General features: G+C 66.0%; 22 protein-coding genes. 15 read left to right on the top strand and 7 right to left on the bottom strand.

Translation table 11 applies throughout. The annotated features are described in order from the left end of the window. Nucleotides 1-21 precede the first annotated feature (21 nt). The 5 genes from KP010_RS19110 to KP010_RS19090 all read left to right on the top strand — a co-directional run bounded on the left by KP010_RS19110 (nt 22) and on the right by KP010_RS19090 (nt 2749). Entirely contained in the window at nt 22-717 is a 696-nt protein-coding gene (locus tag KP010_RS19110) for an HAD family phosphatase (protein ID WP_108917574.1), read from the top strand. Between the two features lie 61 nt (nt 718-778). Then, nucleotides 779-1201 (top strand): hypothetical protein, encoded by a 423-nt coding sequence (locus KP010_RS19105; RefSeq protein WP_142864016.1) that lies wholly within the window; start codon nt 779-781, stop codon nt 1199-1201. A 77-nt stretch (nt 1202-1278) separates the two neighbouring features. Beyond that, entirely contained in the window at nt 1279-1791 is a 513-nt protein-coding gene (locus KP010_RS19100) for a carboxypeptidase regulatory-like domain-containing protein (protein WP_142864015.1), read from the top strand. Between the two features lie 12 nt (nt 1792-1803). Continuing rightward, complete coding sequence (gene mutT, locus KP010_RS19095) at nt 1804-2205, top strand: 8-oxo-dGTP diphosphatase MutT (RefSeq protein WP_142864014.1); 402 nt, start codon at nt 1804-1806, stop codon at nt 2203-2205. Between the two features lie 34 nt (nt 2206-2239). After that, the gene (locus KP010_RS19090) at nt 2240-2749 is read left to right on the top strand and encodes a coiled-coil domain-containing protein (RefSeq protein ID WP_185966561.1); all 510 of its coding nucleotides are present in this window, start codon (nt 2240-2242) and stop codon (nt 2747-2749) included. Between the two features lie 8 nt (nt 2750-2757). Here the strand turns inward: KP010_RS19090 and KP010_RS19085 are convergent, their stop codons facing one another. Further along, entirely contained in the window at nt 2758-3696 is a 939-nt protein-coding gene (locus KP010_RS19085) for a DUF1152 domain-containing protein (RefSeq protein WP_142864013.1), read from the bottom strand. A 267-nt stretch (nt 3697-3963) separates the two neighbouring features. On the opposite strand from KP010_RS19085, the gene rimP reads away from it, so the two are divergent. The 10 genes from rimP (at nt 3964) to KP010_RS19035 (ending at nt 14549) form a co-directional block, all read left to right on the top strand. Next, entirely contained in the window at nt 3964-4743 is a 780-nt protein-coding gene (rimP, locus tag KP010_RS19080; protein ID WP_108917568.1) for a ribosome maturation factor RimP, read from the top strand. A 24-nt stretch (nt 4744-4767) separates the two neighbouring features. Next, the gene (gene nusA / locus KP010_RS19075; RefSeq protein ID WP_142864012.1) at nt 4768-6402 is read left to right on the top strand and encodes a transcription termination factor NusA; all 1635 of its coding nucleotides are present in this window, start codon (nt 4768-4770) and stop codon (nt 6400-6402) included. Then, the gene (locus KP010_RS19070; RefSeq protein ID WP_281405385.1) at nt 6399-7139 is read left to right on the top strand and encodes an RNA-binding protein; all 741 of its coding nucleotides are present in this window, start codon (nt 6399-6401) and stop codon (nt 7137-7139) included. Before nusA ends, KP010_RS19070 begins: the two co-directional genes overlap by 4 nt. Beyond that, nucleotides 7132-9804, top strand: coding sequence for a translation initiation factor IF-2 (gene infB / locus KP010_RS19065; protein WP_142864010.1), 2673 nt, complete (start codon nt 7132-7134; stop codon nt 9802-9804). The genes KP010_RS19070 and infB overlap by 8 nt, the downstream gene beginning before the upstream one ends. 325 nt (nt 9805-10129) lie before the next feature. Beyond that, a complete protein-coding gene (locus KP010_RS19060) occupies nt 10130-10378 on the top strand; it encodes a hypothetical protein (protein WP_216281331.1) in 249 nt (82 codons plus the stop codon). Further along, nucleotides 10375-10716 (top strand): hypothetical protein, encoded by a 342-nt coding sequence (locus tag KP010_RS19055; RefSeq protein WP_142864008.1) that lies wholly within the window; start codon nt 10375-10377, stop codon nt 10714-10716. Before KP010_RS19060 ends, KP010_RS19055 begins: the two co-directional genes overlap by 4 nt. 16 nt (nt 10717-10732) lie before the next feature. Next, a complete protein-coding gene (rbfA, locus tag KP010_RS19050) occupies nt 10733-11161 on the top strand; it encodes a 30S ribosome-binding factor RbfA (protein WP_142864007.1) in 429 nt (142 codons plus the stop codon). Beyond that, nucleotides 11158-12057: a tRNA pseudouridine(55) synthase TruB gene (gene truB / locus KP010_RS19045; protein ID WP_142864006.1), complete on the top strand. Its 900-nt coding sequence runs from the start codon at nt 11158-11160 to the stop codon at nt 12055-12057. Before rbfA ends, truB begins: the two co-directional genes overlap by 4 nt. A gap of 127 nt (nt 12058-12184) precedes the next feature. Further along, nucleotides 12185-12988 carry a glutamate racemase gene (murI, locus tag KP010_RS19040; protein WP_142864005.1) on the top strand — a complete coding sequence of 268 codons (804 nt, stop codon included), beginning with the start codon at nt 12185-12187 and terminating at the stop codon, nt 12986-12988. 127 nt (nt 12989-13115) lie between these two features. Further along, complete coding sequence (locus tag KP010_RS19035; RefSeq protein WP_216281329.1) at nt 13116-14549, top strand: homospermidine synthase; 1434 nt, start codon at nt 13116-13118, stop codon at nt 14547-14549. Between the two features lie 85 nt (nt 14550-14634). Here the strand turns inward: KP010_RS19035 and KP010_RS19030 are convergent, their stop codons facing one another. The 6 genes from KP010_RS19030 to KP010_RS19005 all read right to left on the bottom strand — a co-directional run bounded on the left by KP010_RS19030 (nt 14635) and on the right by KP010_RS19005 (nt 20705). Further along, complete coding sequence (locus tag KP010_RS19030; RefSeq protein ID WP_216281327.1) at nt 14635-15996, bottom strand: UDP-N-acetylglucosamine-peptide N-acetylglucosaminyltransferase; 1362 nt, start codon at nt 15994-15996, stop codon at nt 14635-14637. Nucleotides 15997-16102: 106 nt separating this feature from the next. Beyond that, on the bottom strand, nt 16103-17173 hold the full coding sequence (locus KP010_RS19025; RefSeq protein ID WP_216281325.1) for a sulfate/molybdate ABC transporter ATP-binding protein: 1071 nt from the start codon (nt 17171-17173) through the stop codon (nt 16103-16105). Nucleotides 17174-17195: 22 nt separating this feature from the next. After that, nucleotides 17196-18074, bottom strand: coding sequence for a sulfate ABC transporter permease subunit CysW (gene cysW / locus KP010_RS19020; protein ID WP_108918596.1), 879 nt, complete (start codon nt 18072-18074; stop codon nt 17196-17198). After that, the gene (gene cysT / locus KP010_RS19015; RefSeq protein ID WP_142863999.1) at nt 18067-18933 is read right to left on the bottom strand and encodes a sulfate ABC transporter permease subunit CysT; all 867 of its coding nucleotides are present in this window, start codon (nt 18931-18933) and stop codon (nt 18067-18069) included. Before cysT ends, cysW begins: the two co-directional genes overlap by 8 nt. Before the next feature lie 14 nt (nt 18934-18947). Further along, nucleotides 18948-19991, bottom strand: a complete 1044-nt coding sequence (locus KP010_RS19010; protein ID WP_253203666.1) for a sulfate ABC transporter substrate-binding protein — start codon at nt 19989-19991, stop codon at nt 18948-18950. Between the two features lie 135 nt (nt 19992-20126). Next, entirely contained in the window at nt 20127-20705 is a 579-nt protein-coding gene (locus KP010_RS19005) for a hypothetical protein (RefSeq protein ID WP_216281323.1), read from the bottom strand. Nucleotides 20706-20887 lie beyond the last annotated feature (182 nt).

The following is a 20887-nucleotide window of genomic DNA, read 5'->3' as shown; positions in this document are numbered from 1 at the left end:
GGGCGGCGAGGAAGCGGACTTATGGTTTTCCCCCATGCTGTAGAAGCGGTCCTCTTCGACATGGACGGCACGCTCCTCGATACGGAGCGGCTCTATGTCGACGCCTGGATCGCGGCCGGACGCGCCGTCGGCCATGAGATCACCGAGGCGTTCTGCCATCGCATGATCGGCAAGCCCATGCAGGATTGCGAGACGATGATGATCGAGCGCTTCGGCGCCGACTTCCCGCTCGACGCCTGCATCGAAGCCTGCGGCGCCTTCGTCGCGCGCGCCTCGCGCTCCGGCGTGCCGCTGAAGGAGGGCGCGCGCGAGCTGGTCGACTACCTCACGGCGATGAATATTCCGCTCGCCATCGCCACCTCCTCGCGACGGCCGACCGCGGAGCATCATCTGAGCCGCTGCGGCCTGCTCTCGCATTTCTCCATTCTGGTGACGCGCGACGATGTCGCCCGCGGCAAGCCGCATCCCGAATCCTATCTGCGCGCCGCGCGCGCGCTCGGCAAGGAGCCGCGGCGCTGCCTCGCGCTCGAGGATTCGCCGACCGGCCTGCGCTCGGCCGCCGCCGCCGGCGCGATGACGATTCTCACGCCGGACATTTTGCAGCCCTCCGCCGAGGAGCGCGCGCTCTGCCTCACCGTCGTCGCCAGCCTGCGCGACGTGCTCGAGCTGCTGCGCGCGCAGGCCGACCGGCAGCCCTTAGGCGCCATTGCGCGCTGACGAAAGTCGCTTCGATTTCTAGACTCCGCAGCGATTCGCCCCCTGCCCGATGGAGACGAAGATGACGCCGCGCCGCCCGCTTTTTGCGGTCTCTCTTGTTGCGCTTTTTCTGCCCCTCGCCGCCTGCGCCGGCGCTTATGAGGAGGCGCGCGAATATGCCGCCCTCTCCGGCGTCGTCGTGGAAAAGAGCGCCGACAGCGGAGCCGAAAAGCCCGACAAGAAGAAGGGCGGGAAAAAAAAGGCGGGAAAAAAGAACGAGGGAAAAAAGAAAGGCGCCGAGAAGAAAGAGGCCGCCGCCAAGGATGACAAGAACGCGCCGCCGGCCGTCGGCGCCTGCGTCACCTATCAATTCATGGGCGGCGCCGATTGCGAGGAAGCGATCACCAAGCGCAATTGCTACGACAAGCGCACCAATGTCGTCGACTGGCGCAAGGAGACGAGCTGCGCCGCCGCCTTTCTCTCGCCGCCCGAGCGGAAACCTTAAAACAGCTATAGCCTTGCCTCGGCCCGGCGGAGCAGCGACATTGGCCGCGCAATTTCGCCCTATCGAGGCCTCTCCCCATGCGTTCCGCCGCCCTCTGCGTCGCGCTCGCGCCGCTCGCTCTTTCCGCCTGCAACAGCGCCGCGCCCGAGATGCGCTTCGATCCCGCCGAGGCCGCCTTCATCAGGCAGGAGGGCAAGGCGACGATAGAGGGCCAGGCCTTTCTGCGCGATCAGCAGGGCAAGATGAATGTGCGCTACGCCGCCGGCGAGGTGGTGCGGCTCATTCCCGCCACCGCCTATGCGCAGGCGCGATTCTCGCATTTCTACGGCAAGCGCAAGTTCATCGCCGCCCTCTTCATGCCGACGCCGACGCAGGAGGCCGAATACGCCGCCTATACGCGCACGACCAAGGCGGGCGCGACCGGCCGCTTCACCTTCGACAAGGTCGCGCCGGGCCGCTATTTCGTGGCGACGCAGCTCACCTGGGTTCCCAAGGGCGGCTTGCTCAGCGAGGGCGGCGCGATGTACGACGAAGTCGTCGTCACCGGCAAGGAGACCGATCCGATCGAGGTCGTGCTCTCCGGCAATTGAGGGAAACGCGCCTTGTCTCTGCTTCTCGTGGTCGCCGCCGCGCTCGTCGATCCGCAAGGCCGCGTGCTGATCGCCCAGCGTCCGCAGGGCAAGCAGCTCGCCGGCCTGTGGGAGTTCCCCGGCGGCAAGCTCGACCCCGGCGAGCGGCCGGAGCAAGCGCTCGTGCGCGAGCTGGCCGAAGAGCTGGGCATAGAGGTGGCGACCGCCGATCTCGCGCCGCTGACCTTCGCCAGCCATGCCTATGAGGCGTTTCATCTTTTGATGCCGCTCTATCTCTGCCGGCGCTGGCGCGGCGAGCCGCACGCCCGCGAAGGCCAGGCGCTGGCCTGGATGCGGCCGAGCGAGCTCGATGCAGTGCAAATGCCGCCCGCCGATGCGCCGCTGATCGCGCCGCTGGTCGCACTGCTGGGGTGAGCGGCGCGAGTTGATTCACGGCTCGGCGCGGCCTATGTTCGCGAGCATGAGCGGCTCCGTTGCTTTCGATACTCTGAAATTTGTCGAGAAACTGGAAGCGGGTGGGTTCGCCCGCCCCCAGGCGAAGGCGGCTGCCGAGGCTTTCGCCGAAGCGATGAGCCAGGAACTGGCGACGAAAGCCGATCTGTCGGCCGCCGAAGGAAGCCTGCGCGCGGAAATTGGGAAGGTTCGAACCGAGCTGACAGCCGAGATCGGCAAGGTCCGAACCGAGCTGAAAGCCGAGATCGCAGACTTCCGAAGCGAGCTGAAAGCCGAGATCGCAGAAGTCCGAAGCGAGCTCAAAGCCGAGATCGCGGAAGTCCGAACCGAGCTCAAAGCCGAGATCGCAGAAGTCCGCTCCGATCTCAAGACCGAGATCGCTTCGGTGCGATCCGACGTCGAGCTCGCCAAACGCGACCTCAAAATCTGGTTCGGCTCGATCATGGTTGTCGCGGTCGGCGTGATTCTGGCGGCGATCCGTTATCTTCCCGCCGGCCATCCCTGAAGATCGGCTCACAACGGCAAATTCTTCCAGTCTCGCTTGTCGGCATGGGCGTGATGAATGCGGATCGCATTCTCCACCTCGTGGAATTTCTCGCTGCCGGCGATCGCCTCGTAAAAGCCCATGCCCCGGGCGACAGCGGCGAGGTCATAGCACCAATAGAGCGCCATCAGCGCATTGATGAACAGCTCCGTCCCGCGGGTGCGCTCCGTGTCGTGCCGATTCCCGAAGCCGCCGCGAATCGCCGAGGCGATCGAATTGGCCACGATGCTCTTGGAGTTGGGCTGGCGCTCGTTGAGATAATCGACGGCGTCGAGCAGCGCGTCGCCCTCCGGCGTCCCCGGCGACACCGAGACGCAGCCGAGGAATCCGCCGGAACGGATCAGCTCGGCCGTGTTCTCGAGAAAAGAGTGATGGCAGACGCCGTGATAATGATCGACGCCGAAGCCGAGGCAGACGAGAAATTTGCGGACGCCCTCGAGCTGATGGACAGAGGCGATCGAGAGCGCGTCCTCCTCGATCGTGCCGAGCGCCGCCTCGTCGCCCTTCATCAGACTGTCGGTCCCGCCGTCGACGAGGATGATCGTGTCGACCTTCAATAGTGTGACGAGCGCCTCATAGGATTGCCGCAGCGGCTGCACGCCGGTCTTCTCGAAGGCGAACACCTTGGGCTCGCAGCCGCGCGCCGCGAGCCAGTCGACGAGATGGCGCTCGGGAAAATAGCCCTGCATACGGCTGTCGGAATCGACGAGCCGCGCCGCGGGACCGATCTTCTTGCGGGAGGCGAGATCGACGCGCGCGAAGGACAGATTGGCGAGATAGACGCTCTTGCCGGCATTGCGCAGAAAGACATAGAGCGGCAGGCCGCTGACGATGTCGAAGCCGCCGCCGCAACCGGCGACGAGGATGCGCTGCGAATCTTCGAGCGCGCGGAAAAAAGGGATTTGCATTATTTCGTCTCTTCGAAGGCGGCGGAGCCTACCGCCTTTTCCTTCGCCCAGAAACAGCCGATCGATCCCGAACGGAGCCCGCGCCCGCGAGGCCCCCGCTCGCCGCAGCCGATGAGCATTTTTCTTGCGCCGGCGCGCGATCTTGGTGTATAAGCCGCTCGTTCTATCTCATAACGGTCATTCTCGGATGATCGCTGCTTGAGAGTGGGGCCCGGCCGGGACCCGCTCTTTTTTGTTTGCACCGGCCGGAAATTCTCGCAAGACAGGATGAGCCGCTTGGCAGAAACGCCCGCCGCCGGCGCCGTGGAGGCGCCCTCCCTCATCGACGAGCCGCGCCTCTGCGGCGAGACGGGAGTCGCGGCGCGCATCGCCCATATTGCCGAGCCCGTGCTGGCGCAGCTCGGCTTTCGACTCGTGCGCGCGCGCATTCTCTCGCAGAACGGCATGGTTCTGCAGATCATGGCCGAGCGGCCCGACGGAACCATGACCATCGACGATTGCGAGGCCGCGAGCCAGGCGCTCTCGCCGGAGCTGGACGTCGAGGACGTCATCTCGGACGCCTATCGGCTGGAGCTGTCCTCGCCCGGCATAGATCGCCCCTTGGTGCGAGTCTCGGATTTTCGTCGCGCGATCGGCCATGAGGCGAAGATCGAGCTGACGCAGCCGCTCGCCTCTGGCCGCAAGCGCTTTCGGGGCAATATTGTCTCCGTCGAGGGAGACGGCCGCGACGCCGTGGTGACGCTCGAGCGCGACGACGCCCCGCCGGACGAAGAAAAAACCGTGCGAATGCCGCTGCGCGATCTCGACGAGGCCAAGCTGATGCTGACCGACGCGCTGATCCGCGAGGCGCTGCGCGCCGGCAAGGCGCAGCTCGAGGACGACGGCCCGAGCGAGGAGGAAGCGCCGCAAGAGGATGCGCGGCCTCGTCGCGGGCCCGGCCGTTTCGCCGCGGCGCGCGCCGATAAGGCCAAGCCGCTGGTTCCGGCCGGCGTGCAGACGGGATTCAAGAAAAAAGGCAGCGGACCCGGCCGTCGCGGCGACGCGTAGGGCCGACGTTTTTGGGAGCAAGATATGGCCGTCAGCGCCAACAGGTTGGAAATCCTGCAGATCGCCGATGCGGTCGCGCGCGAGAAATCGATCGACCGTTCGATCGTCATCGCCTCCATGGAGGACGCGCTGCAAAAGGCCGCGCGCTCGCGCTATGGGCAGGAGACCGAGGTCCGCGCCGAGATCAATCCGAAGAGCGGCGAGGTGCGCTTCTCGCGCCTTTTGCTCGTCGTCGATCTCGTCGACAATGACGCGACGCAGATTTCCATCGAGGACGCGCGCAAGCGCAATCCGGCGGCGCAGGTCGGCGATTGGATTTCCGAGACGCTGCCGCCCTTCGATTTCGGCCGCATCGCCGCGCAATCGGCCAAGCAGATCATCGTGCAGAAGGTGCGCGAGGCCGAGCGCGACCGCCAATACGAAGAGTTCAAGGACCGCATCGGCGAGATCGTCAACGGCGTGGTAAAGCGCGTCGAATATGGCAATGTGATCGTCGATCTCGGCCGCGGCGAGGCGATCATCCGCCGCGACGAGATGATCCCGCGCGAGACCTTCCGTCCGGGTGATCGCGTGCGCGCCTATGTCTATGACGTGCGCCGCGAGCAGCGCGGTCCGCAGATTTTCCTGTCGCGCACGCATCCGCAATTCATGGCCAAGCTGTTCCGCCAGGAAGTGCCGGAGATCTACGACGGCGTGATCGAGGTGAAGTCGGTCGCGCGCGATCCGGGCTCGCGCGCCAAGATCGCCGTCATCTCGCGCGATTCCTCCATCGATCCCGTCGGCGCCTGCGTCGGCATGCGCGGCTCGCGCGTTCAGGCCGTGGTCGGCGAGCTGCAGGGCGAGCGCATCGACATCATTCCCTGGTCGGCGGATGCGGCGACCTTCATCGTCAATGCGCTGCAGCCGGCCGAAGTGGTGAAGGTCGTTCTCGACGAGGATTCCGCGCGCATCGAGGTGGTGGTGCCGGACGATCAGCTGTCGCTGGCCATCGGCCGCCGCGGCCAGAATGTGCGTCTCGCCTCGCAGCTCACCGGCTGGGACATCGACATTCTGACCGAGGCCGAGGAATCGGAGCGCCGTCAGCGCGAGTTCGTCGAGCGCACCAAAGTGTTCATGAACGCCATCGACGTCGATGAGGTGGTCGGCCGACTGCTCGCTTCGGAAGGCTTTCAATCGGTCGAGGAGCTGGCCTTCGTCGATCTCGGCGAGCTGGCGACGATCGAAGGCTTCGACGAGGACACCGCCGCCGAGATTCAAAATCGCGCCCGCAATTATCTCGAGCGAGTCGAGGCGGAGAACGAGGCGCGTCGCCTCGAGCTCGGCGTGCTCGACGAGCTGAAGGAGCTCGACGGCGTCACCTCGGCGATGCTGGTCAAGCTCGGCGAGAATGACGTGAAGTCGATCGAGGATCTCGCCGGCTGCGTGCCGGACGATCTCGTCGGCTGGACCGAGAAGAAGGACGGCGAGACGGTCAAGCAGACCGGCTTCCTCGACGGGATCGACATTTCTCGCGAGGAGGCGGAGGCTCTGATCATGGACGCGCGCGTGCGCGCCGGCTGGATCGAGGCGCCGGAGCCCGAGGCGGAAGCCGAGGAGACCGAGACCGCTGAACCGACGGAATCGCAGCAGGCAGAGGCGCAGCAGACAGACGCGCAGTGACGAAACGAGACGGCGAGCGAATGAGAGAGGCCGAGGCGAGCGAACGGACCTGCATCGTCACCCGCCGGCGCGACGCGCCGGAGGGGATGATCCGTTTCGTGCGCGCGCCGGACGGCGTCCTCACGCCGGACATAAGATCGCGTCTGCCGGGTCGCGGCGCCTGGGTGACGGCGCGCGCCGATGTCGTGGCCGAAGCGTTGAAGAAAAGGGCCTTCTCGCGCCAATTGAAGGCCGAGGTCTCGGCGTCGCCGTCGCTTCCCGCCGACGTCGATCGGCTGCTGGAGGCCGATTGCCTGCAATCGCTGGCCATGGCCAATAAGGCCGGCGCGGTGGTCGCCGGCTTCGGCAAGGTGTGCGAGGCGCTGGAGAAAGGCGTCGTCGCCGCTGTGCTGGAGGCGCGCGACGGCTCGGCGGAGGGACGGCGCAAGCTCGCCCAGGCGGCGCGGCGCGCGGCCACGGCGCGCGGGGCCGGCGAGAGGGTCATAGAGACGATCTCTCTGTTCGATTCTCTTCAATTGGATTTGGCTTTGGGCCGCACAAATGTGATACATGCAGCCCTCGCGCCGGGCGGACCGACGCAAGCCTTTTTGGCGCGCTGCCGCCGCCTCGCCGCCTATAGAGGCGAGAGCGCATCCGGCGACGCGCAGAACCACGACAGCGAGCGGACCGACGAGCTCGGCCCGCTGAAAGACGCAACCGAACAGGCGCAGCCCGAGGATCGGAAACTGGATGAGTGAGACCGAGACCGAGAACAGCGGCGACAAGACGCTGACCGTCACGCCGTCGAAGACGTTGCATTTGAAGCAGCGTCCGACCGAGCATGGCGGAATGGTGCGCCAGAGCTTCTCCCACGGCCGCTCCAAGGTGGTCGTGGTCGAGAAGGTGAAGCGTCGCGCCCCGGGCCATGTCGAGACCAAGCCGGCGGCTCCGCCTCCGACGCCGGCTCCCCCCGCGCCTGCGGCGCCCGCCGCCGCCGCGCCGCCCCCTCCGCCGCCGCGCGCCGAGACGCCGCGCCCGCAGCCTGCGCCCAAGCGCGGCGCCGGCATGGTGCTGCGCGCGCTGACCGACGAAGAGCGCGAGGCCCGCGCCCGCGCTCTGGTCGACGCCCGCACCCGCGAAGAGGAAGACCGTCGCCGCGCCGAGGTGGAAGCCAAGGCGCGCGCCGAGCGCGAGACCCGCGAGCGCGAGGAGCGCGCCGCCGCCGAAGCCCGCAAGCGCGAGGAGGAGGAACGCCTCGCCCGCGACGCCGAGTCGAAACGCCGCTCCGAGGAAGAGGCGCGCCGTCGCCTCGCCGGAGGCGGCGCGCCCGAGCCGCACGCTGCGACGCCCGCCGCCGCTCGCCCGGCGCAACCGCGCCCGGCCCCGACCGCCGGCGGCGAAGCGCCACGCCCGGCCGCGACCGCGACCACGGAAGACGCCGAGAAGCGCGTCGTCCGCCGTCCCGTCGGCGTCATCGCCGTCAAGGCGCCGCCGCCGCCCCGCCCGACGCCCTCGCGCGGCGGCGCGCAGAAGGACCGCGGCCGCCTCACCGTCTCCACCGCGACGTCCGAGGAAGAAGAGCGCACGCGTTCGGTCGCCGCCTTCCGCCGCCGCACACAGCGCCTGAAATCCTTCGGCCAGGCCGAGCAGAAGGAGAAGATCGCCCGCGAGGTCATCCTCCCGGAGACGATCACCATCCAGGAGCTCGCCAACCGCATGTCGGAGCGCGGCGTCGATGTGATTCGCCTGCTGATGAAGCAGGGCGCGCTGCACAAGATCACCGATGTGATCGACGCCGACACGGCGCAGCTCGTCGCCGAGGAGCTCGGCCATACGGTCAAGCGCGTCGCCGAATCGGATGTCGAGGAAGGCCTGTTCGACTCGCCCGACGCCGACAGCGAGCTCGAGCAGCGTCCGCCGGTCGTCACCATCATGGGCCATGTCGACCACGGCAAGACCTCGCTGCTCGACGCGATCCGCCACGCCAATGTCGTGGCCGGCGAAGCGGGCGGCATCACGCAGCATATCGGCGCCTATCAGGTGCGGGCGCCGAACGGCGCGCCGATCACCTTCATCGACACCCCCGGCCACGCGGCCTTTACCGCCATGCGCGCCCGCGGCGCCAAGGTCACGGACATTGTGATCCTGGTGGTGGCGGCGGATGACGGCGTCATGCCGCAGACGATCGAGGCGATCCATCACGCCAAGGCGGCGGAGGTTCCGATCATCGTCGCGATCAACAAGATCGACAAGCCCGACGCCAAGCCCGAGCGCGTGCGCACCGAGCTGCTGCAGCACGAGGTGCAGACGGAGACCTTCGGCGGCGACACGCTCGAGGTGGAGGTCTCCGCCAAGGAGAAGCTCAATCTCGACAAGCTGCTCGACGCCATCACCCTGCAGTCGGAAGTGCTCGACCTCAAGGCCAATCCCGAGCGCTCCGCCGAGGGCACGGTGATCGAGGCGCGGCTCGACAAGGGCCGCGGTCCGGTCGCCACCGTGCTGGTGCAGCGCGGCACGCTAGAGGTCGGCGACATCATCGTCGCCGGCTCGCAATGGGGCCGCGTCCGCGCGCTGCTCGACGACAAGGGCGTCGTTGTGCAGACCGCCGGCCCGTCCTTCCCGGTCGAGATCCTCGGCTTCTCCGGCACGCCGGAAGCCGGCGACCGCGTCGCCGTGGTGGAGACGGAAGCCCGCGCGCGAGAGATCACCGAATATCGCGAGCGTCAGCGTCGCGACAAGCTGGCCGCGCGCGGCGGCGGCGCCCGCACCTCGCTCACCGATATGATGAGCCAGTTGAAGACCGCCGGCCGCAAGGAGTTCCCGCTCGTCATCAAGGGCGATGTGCAGGGCTCTGTGGAGGCGATCGTCGCAGCGCTCGACAAGCTCGGCACCGACGAGGTGGGCGCGCGCGTCGTTCATGCGGGCGTCGGCGGCATCTCCGAGTCCGACATAGCGCTCGCCGAAGCGTCCAACGCCGTCGTCATCGGCTTCAACGTGCGCGCCCATAAGGAAGCGCGCGAGGCCTCCGAGCGCGGCGGCATTGAAATCCGCTACTATAACATCATCTACAATCTCGTCGATGATGTGAAAGCGGCGATGTCCGGCCTCCTCGCGCCGACGCTGCGCGAGACCATGCTGGGCAATGCGCAGATTCTCGAAGTGTTCGACATTTCCAAGGTCGGCAAGGTGGCGGGCTGCCGCGTGACCGACGGTTCGGTGGAGCGCGGCGCCAATGTGCGTCTCATCCGCGACAATGTCGTCGTCCACGAGGGCAAGCTATCGACGCTCAAGCGCTTCAAGGACGAGGTCAAGGAAGTGCAGGCCGGACAGGAGTGCGGCATGGCTTTCGAGAACTATCAGGACATGCGCGCCGGCGACGTCATCGAGTGCTATCGTGTCGAGGAGATCAAGCGGACGCTGTGAGATCGAATGCGGCTAACCTCGTAAGGAGCGAATGATGAGCCAATCATTTCCGTTCAAAGCCGAAGGGGTCATAGAGCTGATCGCGGCTCTCCCTCGCGCCGCCTCGGATTTGGTCGAGCTTCTACAGGAGCTTCGTCGTTGGCAGGCCAGAAGCGCTTTGGCGTTTTACGAGCATGACGATGGTTCGATCGCGAATGGCCCGAGGCTGCAAACCGACGCCATCTTGGCGAAGCTCCTTTCCGCGGAAGGTGGCGAGAGTTTCTTGAGAGAATTGGAATCGCTCTCTCGCGCAAGAAAGGTCGAGGGGGATGACAAAGATGCGCCGTTGGATAGGGTGGGTGGCGAATCCGCCTTTTCAGCGCAGGCCTTTTTCGGCGATACGCCGTCCGACGACCCGAGCCTCGCAATGGGCGCGGCTCTGGCGTCGTTGGAGCGCAGCGCCGAGATGATGCGAGATATCGTCGAAGACACACGTCGCGATCGTATCGATTTCGAGATACGCCGGCAGGAAATCGACCGCACGCTCGCACGAATCGACAGAATCTTCGATAGTCGGCTCGGACTATCGCAATGACCGGAGAAAGCGACCTGCAACACCCGCCTCCGCCGCCGACAGAGCCCGAATCAGGCGGATGGAAATTGTCTTGGGGGCGCTTTCTAGAGTTTGGAAAAAACATCCTCGACCTGGAACGGTCGGTGGCGTCTCTGAAGGCCGAGAACAAAGAGCTTCGCAAAGATTTGCATGAGCTTCAACGCCAAGTGGATCGGATCGCGGGAAAGCTGGAAGGCGTTTCCGAGTTCGTCACCGGAGCGATCGAGGACAAGATCGACGCGCGTGTGGAAAAGGCCGAAATTCGCGCGTTCGAACGGCTGCTCTCCATGATCCGTGGGTCGCAGCGCGAAATCGAATAGCCACCCCAAGAGCCAAATGTCCAGAGCCCATCACGCCCATGGGGCGGAGCCGTCGCAGCGCATGTTGCGCGTCGCCGAGCTCGTCCGCCATCAGATCGCCCAGCTGCTCTCGCGCGGGGAGATCAACGATCCCGTGCTCGAGCAGCATGTCGTCACCGTCTCGCGCGTGACGATGAGCCCGGATTTGAAGCTCGCCACGGTCTATGTCATGCCGCTCGGCGGCAAGGACGAGCCGGAGGTGCTGCGCGCTTTCGACCGCCATAAAAAATATCTGCGCGGCGAGATCGCCCATAGCGTCAATCTCAAATTCGCGCCGGAGGTGCGTTTCCGCATCGACGACAGTTTCGACAATGTCGCGCGCATCGACGCGCTGCTGAACTCCGAGCGCGTGCGCCGCGATCTCGATCAGCCCCAAACCGACGAAGAGAACGGCGCCCAGCAATGAACGGAAGAAAATCGACCCGCGCCGTCGTCGACGGCTGGGTGGTGCTCGACAAGCCTGTCGGCATGACCTCGACGCACGCCGTCTCGCGCTTGAAGCGCATCTATAACGGCAAGAAAGCCGGCCACGCCGGCACGCTGGACCCGCTCGCCTCCGGCATATTGCCGGTCGCTTTCGGCGAGGCGACCAAGACCGTGCCTTTCGTGCAGGACGGCGAGAAGGCCTATAGCTTCACCGTGCGCTGGGGCGTCGAGACCGACACGGACGACGCCGACGGCAAATCCGTACGCGAGAGCGAGGAGCGGCCGACGATCGCTGAGATCGAGGCGCTGCTGCCGCGCTTTCTCGGCGACATCATGCAGGTGCCGCCGCAATATTCCGCCATCAAGATCGCCGGCGAGCGCGCCTATGATCTCGCGCGCGACGGCGAGACAGTCGAGCTGAAGCCGCGCCCCGTCACCATTCATCGCCTCTCCATCGTCGATGCGACGGAGGAGGAAACAAGGCTCGTCATGGAATGCGGCAAGGGCGCCTATGTGCGCTCCATCGCGCGTGATCTCGGGCGGCTGCTCGGCTGCTTCGGCCATGTGACCGCGCTGCGCCGCACGCGCGTCGGGCCTTTCCTCGAGGAGGACAGCTACACGCTGGACGAGATCGAGGGCGGCGAGGCCGCCAATGCGCTTCTCTCGGTCGAGGCTGGCCTCACCGAGCTGCCCTGCGTCGTCGTCGACCGCGACGCGGCGGCGCGGCTGAGGCGCGGCGGTTCGCTGATCCTGCGCGGCCGCGACGCCCCTGCTGGCGGCGTCGTCTATGCGGCCTGCGGCGGCGTGCCCGTCGCCTTCGGCGAGGTGGTGGAAGGCGCGCTGGAGCCCTCGCGCGTGTTCAACCTGCCGTTCTGACGCGAGGTTGATCTTCGCGGGGGAACGGGTTTCTATTTGCGGAAACGCCCCCGCCCCGACCCTCCCCCGCTTTGCGGGAGAGGGGGCAGATTCGGGGACGTCAGGACACTGCGAGCCGACCGCCCTCATGACGCCCCCCGCCCCTAAAATCCTCGTCTTCGACTCCGGGCTCGGCGGCCTCACCGTCTTCACCGAAGTGGCGAAGCTGCGCCCTCATGCGGCGCTGCTCTATTGCGCGGATGACGCCGGCTTCCCCTATGGTCCGCTCTCCGAGACGGCGCTGGTCGCGCGCGTCATGGAGGTGATGGAACGGCTGATCGCCGAGCTGGCCCCCGATCTCGTCGTCGTCGCCTGCAACACCGCCTCCACGCGCGCGCTTCCCCCTTTGCGGGCGCGCTGGCCGCAGCTTCCCTTCGTCGGCACAGTGCCGGCGATAAAGCCCGCCGCCGAACATTCGCACTCGCGCCTCGTCTCCGTGTTGGCGACGCCCGGCACTGTAGCGCGCGATTACACGCGCGCTCTCATCGCCAGCTTCGCCGGCGATTGCGCTGTGACTTTGGTCGGCTCGACACGCCTCGCCCCGCTCGCCGAGGATTTTATGCGCGGCGCCGCTGTTTCCGAAGCGGAGATCGCCCGCGAGATCGCGCCCTGCTTCGTCACACGCGACGAGGCGCGCACGGACGTCGTCGTCCTCGCCTGCACGCATTATCCGCTGCTGCTGGACTTTTTCCGGCGCCTCGCGCCCTGGCCGGTCGAGTGGATCGACCCCGCCCCCGCCATAGCGCGCCAGGCCGATCGGCTGCTCGTCGAGCGCTTCGGCCCCGACCGCGAAGCGACGGCGCCGGCGCCCCGCGCGATCTTCACCAGCGGGGCGCGCCCGGAGCCGGCGCTGGCCGCGGCGCTGACGCGCATGGGCTTTTCTCCCGACTGAGCCCGCCCCCTCTTTGCCGCAGAGCGACAGAAGGAAAACGCCCCGCCCGCGTTTTTCCTTGATTATGTCCGCCGCTCTTGCTGTAACGCGCCGCACAATAATTCTCGAACTCCAAGAGGTGAGCGAAATGGCAGACTGGCCCGTCCATGCGAAGATTACCGGCCCGATCGTTCTGATCGGCTTCGGCTCCATCGGACGTGGCATCTTGCCGCTCATCGAGCGCCATTTCGACTATGACAAGAGCCGTTTCACCGTCATCGACCCTGTCGATACGCATCGTGAAATGCTGGATATTCGCGGCATCGCCTTCCAGAAGGTCGCCCTGACCAAGGATAATTACCGCGAAGTGCTCACCCCCCTGCTCACCAAGGGCGAGGGACAGGGCTTCGTCGTCAATCTCTCGGTCGACACCTCCTCGCTCGACATTATGAAGCTGGCCCGCGAGCTCGGCTGCCTCTATGTCGACACGGTGGTCGAGCCCTGGACCGGCTTCTACTTCGACACCACCCTCGGCAATGAATCGCGCACCAATTACGCGCTGCGCGAGACGGTGCTGGAGGAGCGTCGCCGCAATCCGGGCGGACCGACCGCCGTCTCCTGCTGCGGCGCCAATCCGGGCATGGTGTCCTGGTTCGTGAAGCAGGCGCTGCTGAACATCGCCGCCGACACGGGCCTGAAGATCGAGGAGCCGAAGAGCCGCGCCGATTGGGGCGCGCTAGCGCAGAAGCTCGGCGTCAAGGGCATTCACATCGCCGAGCGCGACACGCAGCGCGCCACGACCCCCAAGCCGCGCGACGTCTTCGTCAACACCTGGTCGGTGGAAGGCTTCGTCTCCGAGGGTCAGCAGCCTGCCGAGCTCGGCTGGGGCACGCATGAGAAGGCGCTGCCGGACATAGCCGGGACGCATTCCTCCGGCTGTGGCGCGGCGATCTATCTGAAGTCGCCCGGCGCCGACACGCGCGTGCGCAGCTGGACGCCGACGCCGGGGCCGCAATTCGGCTTCCTCGTCACCCATAACGAGTCGATCTCGATCGCGGATTTTCTCACCGTGCGCGACGGCTCCGGCAAGGTCGTCTATCGGCCGACCTGCCATTACGCCTATCATCCGGCCGACGACGCCGTTCTGTCGCTGCACGAGATGTTCGGCCGCGCCGGCAAGATGCAGGCGAGCTGGAAGATTCTCGACGAGAACGAGATCGTCGACGGCATAGACGAACTCGGCGTGCTGCTCTACGGCCACGCCAAGAACGCCTATTGGTACGGCTCCCGCCTCTCCATCGAGGAGACGCGCGAGCTGGCGCCCTATCAGAACGCCACCGGCCTGCAGGTCAGCTCGGCCGCGCTCGCCGGCATGGTGTGGGCGCTGGAAAACCCCACCGCCGGCATTGTCGAGGCCGATGAGGTGGATTTCCGCCGCTGCCTCGAAGTGCAGCTGCCCTATCTCGGCCCCGTCGAGGGGGTCTACACGGATTGGACGCCGCTCGACGGCCGCCCGGGTCTCTTCCCGGAGGATATCGACCTCGAGGATCCCTGGCAGTTCAAGAATATTCTGGTTCGCTGACCAGCGCGCTCGAAGCCGGCCCGACATAACCAACTGCAGCCGCCCTCGCCGACGCGAGGGCGGCTTTTTTCCGAGCGGAAGTGCTCTATGCCGCCGGAATCAGCGCCGCCGGCGGCAGGCCTGCGGATCGACGATCCCACATGGATTGATAGAGACCTTCGAGATCCCGCGTATAGGCGGGAACATCGAAGAGCGCGGCGCCGGCGCGATTGCGCGCGAGCTTGGCCTTCAGATCCACGAGGCCCGCGGGATCGGTCGCCAGCCGATAGGCGAGATCGAAATAATCATCGAGATCGACGGCGATCAGCTCCGTCAGCCCGACCGCGCGCAGCAGGCTGCCGGCGACGCGCGAGGGAAAGGTGGAGCCGCTGCAAGTGACGATCGGCACGCCCGCCCACAGCGCGTCGCTCGCCGTTGTGTGGGCGTTATAGGGCGCCGTGTCGAGCACGAGATCGGCGAGCTGGAGTCGCGCCAGATGCTCGTCCTGCGCCATATCCGGCGCGAAGACGAGACGCGCGCCATTCACGCCGCGCTTCCACGCCTCATTGCGCAGATTGCCCTCCGCCATGGGCGCGCCGAGCAGCCATAGGACGCTGTGCGGCACGGCGTCGAGCAGCCGGCACCAGACGTCGAACATCTCCGGCGTGAATTTATAGGCCTGATTGAAGCAGCAGAAAACGACGCCCTGCTCCGGCAGGCCCATGGCCGCGCGCGTCGGCCGCGGCCCGATCGGCCCCGCGCGGCCGCGCGGCTGATAGCTATGCGGCATATAGGCGAAGGATTCGGAATAATCGCCGGCGGAGGCGAGCGGCGTCACATAATCGTCGGTGATGATATAGTCGCAGATATCCTCGCCGAGCGTGCCCGGATAGCCGAGGTAATTCACCTGCACGGGCGCCGGACGCAGCATCAGAATGCCGCTGCGCGCATTGGCGGTGAAGCCTTTGAGATCGATCAGCAGGTCCACCTCGTCGCGATGGATCGCGCGGGCGGCGTCGCCGTCGGAGAGCGCCTCTATGTCGACGAAATTGTCGAAAGCGCCGATGAGGCGACGACGCATCGCCTTGCCGTCATCGGCTCCATAAGAATAGGCGTTCACGCAAAAGCGCTCGCGATCATGCGCCTCCAGCGTCTCGATCAGCAGCAACGCCGTCGCGTGATCGTGGAAATCATTGGAGAGATAGCCGAGCTTGATCTTCCGCCCATCCGCCGCGCGAAAGCGGAAATCGAGCGCGCGCCGCTCCGTCGCCGCGGCGGCGCGGCGATCGCGCGTCCACAGCTCGGAGCAGCGCCGCTGATCGGCGGCGCCGACGCCGGGCTGCGAGAGAAAGAGAAAAGGCGGCAGCGCGCCGGAGCCGTCGGCCGCGAGAAGATCGGCGAGCGCTTTGGCGTCGCCTGCGAAGTCATCCCAAGCGCACATATTGCGGCTGCGTCCGAGCGATCGCATCGCCGTCTCCCAGGTCGAAGTTTCTTCGCCTGGGCATGAAGGCGCATGTCGCCTTCCGGATCAGACAATCGAGAGGAAGCAATCGCTGCGCCAACCGGCGCAGCTCCTATATCCCCGCGCCGTCGCCGAGCGTTTCCTCGGCGGTCGCGAAAATCCGCGCCTTGTTCAGTGACAGCGGCACGCTGCTGCCGAGCGTCGCGCCGGCGCGATCATCGGTGTCGACCTCGACGGTCTGGTCATAGCCGGGGATGGAGATCGACGCGCGCAAGCCCGCAGCCGTGCGGCGCACCGATTCGACTCGGCCCTCGAGCGCGCCGAGCGCGCCGCCATGCAGAGCGATATCGGCCGGGCGGAAATAGACGCGCGCCGGTCCATTGCGCAGATTTTCCGAGGAGACGTGCAGTTCCTTGCCCTGGAAGATCACCTTCCCGTCGGCGACCTGCACCGGCAGCGCCAGCGCCTCGCCGACGAAGGAGAGCACGAAGGGCGAGGCCGGCCGATCATAGAGCTCATCCGGCGTGCCGATCTGCTCGATGCGGCCCTTGTCCAGCACCACCACGCGATCGGCGAGTTCCATCGCCTCGTCCTGGTCATGCGTCACGAAGACGGTGGTGAGGCCGGTCTGCCGATGCACGTCGCGCAGCCAGCGGCGCAGATCCTTGCGCACGCGCGCGTCGAGCGCGCCGAAGGGCTCGTCGAGCAGCAGAACGCGCGGCTCGATGGCGAGCGCGCGGGCGAGCGCCACGCGCTGGCGCTGGCCGCCGGAGAGCTGCGCCGGATAACGCGCGCCGAGCCCGTCGAGCTGCACGAATTCGAGCAGCCTGGCCGCGCGCTCGGCGATCTCGGCGCGAGAGGGGCGTGTCCTGCGCGGGCGCACTTTCAGCCCATAGGCGATATTGTCGGCGACGGTCAGATGCTTGAACAGCGCGTAATTCTGAAAGACGAAGCCGACGCGCCGCTCCTGCACGGACAGTGTCGTGGCGTCCTCGGAATCGAACAGAATGCGGCCGCGATCGGGATTGGAGAGCCCAGCGATGGCGCGCAGCAGAGTCGTTTTGCCGGAGCCGGACGGCCCGAGCAGCGCGACCAGCTCGCCGCGCGCGATCGTCAGATCGACAGCGCGCAAAGCCGGATAATCGCCGAAATCCTTCTCGACGCCCTCGATTCTGATCTCCACGCCATGCTGGCGCGGCGCGTCCTCAGTGACGGCGTCGACCGGCGATTTGACCGGCGTAGCGCCATTCGAGAAGCGTCTTGATCCCCAGAGTGACGAGAGCCAGCCCAGCCAGGAGGGAGGCGAGGGCGAAGGCCGAGACGATATTATACTCATTGTAGAGGATCTCCACCTGGAGAGGTATCGTGTTGGTCAGGCCGCGAATATGGCCGGATACGACCGACACCGCGCCGAACTCGCCCATGGCGCGGGCGTTGGCGAGGAGCACGCCATAGAGCAGGCCCCATTTGATGTTGGGCAATGTCACTGTGAGGAAAGTGCGAAAGCCGCTCGCCCCGAGCGTCAGCGCCGCCTCCTCCTCCACCGTCCCCTGCTCCTGCATCAGCGGAATGAGCTCGCGCGCGACGAAGGGGAAGGTGACGAAGATCGTCGCGAGAACAATGCCCGGAATGGCGAAGACGATCTGAATTCCATGAGACGACAATGTCGGTCCGAGCAGCCCCTGCGAGCCGAAGACGAGCACATAGACGAGGCCCGACACCACAGGCGAGACCGAAAAGGGCAGATCGATGAGCGTGATCAGCACGCTCTTGCCGGGAAAGGAGAATTTGGAGATGGCCCAGGCCGCGCAAATGCCGAAGACGGCGTTGAGCGGCACGACGATCGCCGCGACGAGCAGAGTGAGGCGGATCGCCGCCCGCGCATCCGGCTCGTCGAAAGTGGCGAAGAAGGCGCCGGCGCCTTTCGTGAGCGCCTCGGTGAAGACCACCGCGAGCGGCAACAGCAGGAAGAGGCCGAGAAAGGCCACGGCGACGCCGATGAGCAGATAGCGCGTGAGCGGAGCCTCCTCCGTCACGCGGCGCGTCGCGGCGATGCGAATGGCCGGCGCCAGCGCGTCAGACATGGCCGAACCTCTTCTGGCTCCAGGCCTGGATCAGATTGATCGCCAGCAGCACGGCAAAGGAGATGGCGAGCATGATCGTCGCAATGCCCGTCGCGCCGGCATAGTCGAACTGCTCCAGCTTGACGATGATCAGCAAGGGCGCGATTTCCGAGATATAGGCGAGATTGCCGGCGATGAAGATCACCGAACCATATTCGCCGACGCTGCGCGCGAAAGCCAGTGCGAATCCGGTGAGCAGGGCCGGCAGAATCGGCGGCAGCAGCACGCGCCAGACCGTATGCGCGCGGCTCGCGCCGAGAGTGGCCGACGCCTCCTCGAGCTCGACGTCGATCTCGGCGAGCAGCGGCTGCACCGTGCGCACGACGAAAGGCAGGCCGACGAACACCAGCGCGACGAGAATGCCCCAGCGCGTGAAGGCGATTTTAATGTCGTAATCGGCGAGCGGCTCGCCGAGCCAGCCATTGGGCGCATAGAGCGCCGCGAGCGCGATGCCGGCGACCGCCGTCGGCAGAGCGAAGGGCAGATCGACGATGGCGTCGAGAAAGCGCCGGCCCGGAAACTCATAGCGCGTCAGCACCCAGGCGGTGACGAGGCCGAAGACGACATCGATCGCCGCGGCGGCGAAGGAGATGAAAAAGCTCGTGCGCAGGGCCGCGGCGACGCGCGGCTCGACGGCGACGCCGTAGAGGCCCGCGAGGCCGAGCTCGGAGGCGCGGATGACGAGCATCGACAGCGGAAACAGGACGACGAGGCTCAGATAAAAGAGAGTGAAGCCGAATGTCGTCCGAAATCCGGGGATGACGCTCGGAGCCGGGAAGCTCCGAGCCTTTCTTTTCACGATTTGCGTCGATGCGCTCATGTCGGGTTCACGGCCTATTGCTTTTGGATGTCGTCGAAGACGCCGCCGTCGGCGAAATGGGTCTTCTGCGCCTTCGCCCAGCCGCCGAAAATCTGATCGACAGTGAAGAGCTGGAGCTTCGGCAAGCGCTTCAGATCCTCCTTCGCCGCGAATTCCGGATGCGCAGGCCGATAATAATTCTTGGCGATGATCGCCTGCGCGGCGGGCGTGTAGAGAAAGTTCAGATAGGCCTCGGCCACTTTGCGCGTGCCTTTGGCGTCGACATTGCCGTCGACGACGGCGACCGGCGGCTCGGCGAGCACGGAGACGGGCGGGACGACAATCTCGAATTTGTCCTTACCGAATTCCTCCGAAGCGAGGAAGGCCTCATTTTCCCAGGCGATCAGCACGTCGCCGAGACCGCGTTGCGCGAAAGTGATCGTCGAGCCCCGCGCGCCCGTGTCGAGCACGGGGGCATTCTTATAGATCGCCTTGACGAAATCCTTGGTCTTGGCCTCGTCGCCTTTGAACTTCTCCAGTCCGTAGCCCCAGGCGCCGAGATAGTTCCAGCGGGCGCCGCCGGAGGTCTTCGGATTGGGCGTGACCACTGCGACGCCCGGCTTGGCGAGATCGTCCCAATTCTTGATCTTCTTCGGATTGCCCTTGCGGACGAGAAACACGATCGTCGACGTATAGGGCGAGGCGTTGTTCGGCAGCTTCTTCTGCCAATCCGCGGAGACCTTTCCGGTCTTGGAGACGATCGCGTCTATGTCGGCCGCGAGCGCCAGCGTCACGACATCGGCGGACAGCCCGTCGATGACCGCGCGCGCCTGCGCGCCGGAGCCGGCGTGCGACGCCTGTATCTCGATCGTCTCGCCGGTCTTGGCTTTCCAATCGGCGATGAAGGCGGGATTGATCGCCTTATAGAGCTCGCGCGTCGGATCATAGGAGACATTGAGCAACGCCGTCGCGGCCTGCGCCGAGGAATCGATGACGAGCGAGGCGACGAGAAGCGACACGCCCGCGACGAATGCGATAGCGGCGCCGAGGCCGCGCCGCGTGATTGAAACACTCAGCATACTTGTCTCCATGGTCTATTAATTCAGTGATGTTATGGACTAATATATTTCGGCCGCGCTGTAAACCGGGCGCGCGCCTCGAATTCGCGGTTTTTCGCGGTTTTGAGATCGGAAGACGCTCGCGCGTCGAAAAGGTCAGCGGCGTCGGCGGTTCGTCTCGAACTTGCCGGAGGCGAACAGAAACAGCGCGAGCAGGCCTGCGGCGCCGATCAGATAATAAGGGCTCAGCTCGAAACGGCGCTTGGCCACGGAGAAGGGGAAGCGCGCCGTCCAGTGCTCGCCCGCCGAACCGTCGATCGTGACGACGCCGACGAAATCGCCCGGCTGAGTGAACACATGCGTGAAAGAAAAAGTCCCTTTGGGATAGATCTGCGGCGCCAGGGACGCGGCGGTCGCCGCCTCTCGGTCGGATGGCTCATCGCTCTCGCCGGTCTGACGCAAGATGCGGAAGCCGGCCTTCATCTCCCGCAGCTCGGGAGCGGCATAATCGAAAACGAAAATCGTTTCCCCCAGCCGGGGAACGTCCTCGCAGAATTTCCGCGGCGGCGCGTCGCCCGGCTGATAGCCGGCGAAGTAGATGAGCTCGGGGCCGACCGCGAGAACGCAGCTGTCTTTGTCGGAAAGCAGATCGCCGCGCGCGATCGCCGGCGACGCGGCGCTCGCCGCAACGAGCGTGGTCATCAAGAGCGACTGTGCGATAGCGCGGCTCGACATGCGCCGTCCCCAATGAGCGTCGGGAAGTCTCGATAGCAATTAATCGGCTCTCGCTGGTCTGGCAAGAACCGGCGCGCGAGCGCGGCGCACGGACGCGCGCGGATGCGCGAGGCGTGGACGAGCCCAGCGGAGCGCAAAGAAAAACCGGCCGGGCGCGAGGCCCGGCCGGCGTTGTCATCAGG

Origin of the sequence: Methylosinus sp. KRF6, from assembly GCF_018887255.1 — a bacterium.
GTDB lineage: Bacteria > Pseudomonadota > Alphaproteobacteria > Rhizobiales > Beijerinckiaceae > Methylosinus > Methylosinus sporium.
Note: the sequence above shows the minus strand (reverse complement) of the source record. Positions and strands in the feature narration are given on the sequence as shown.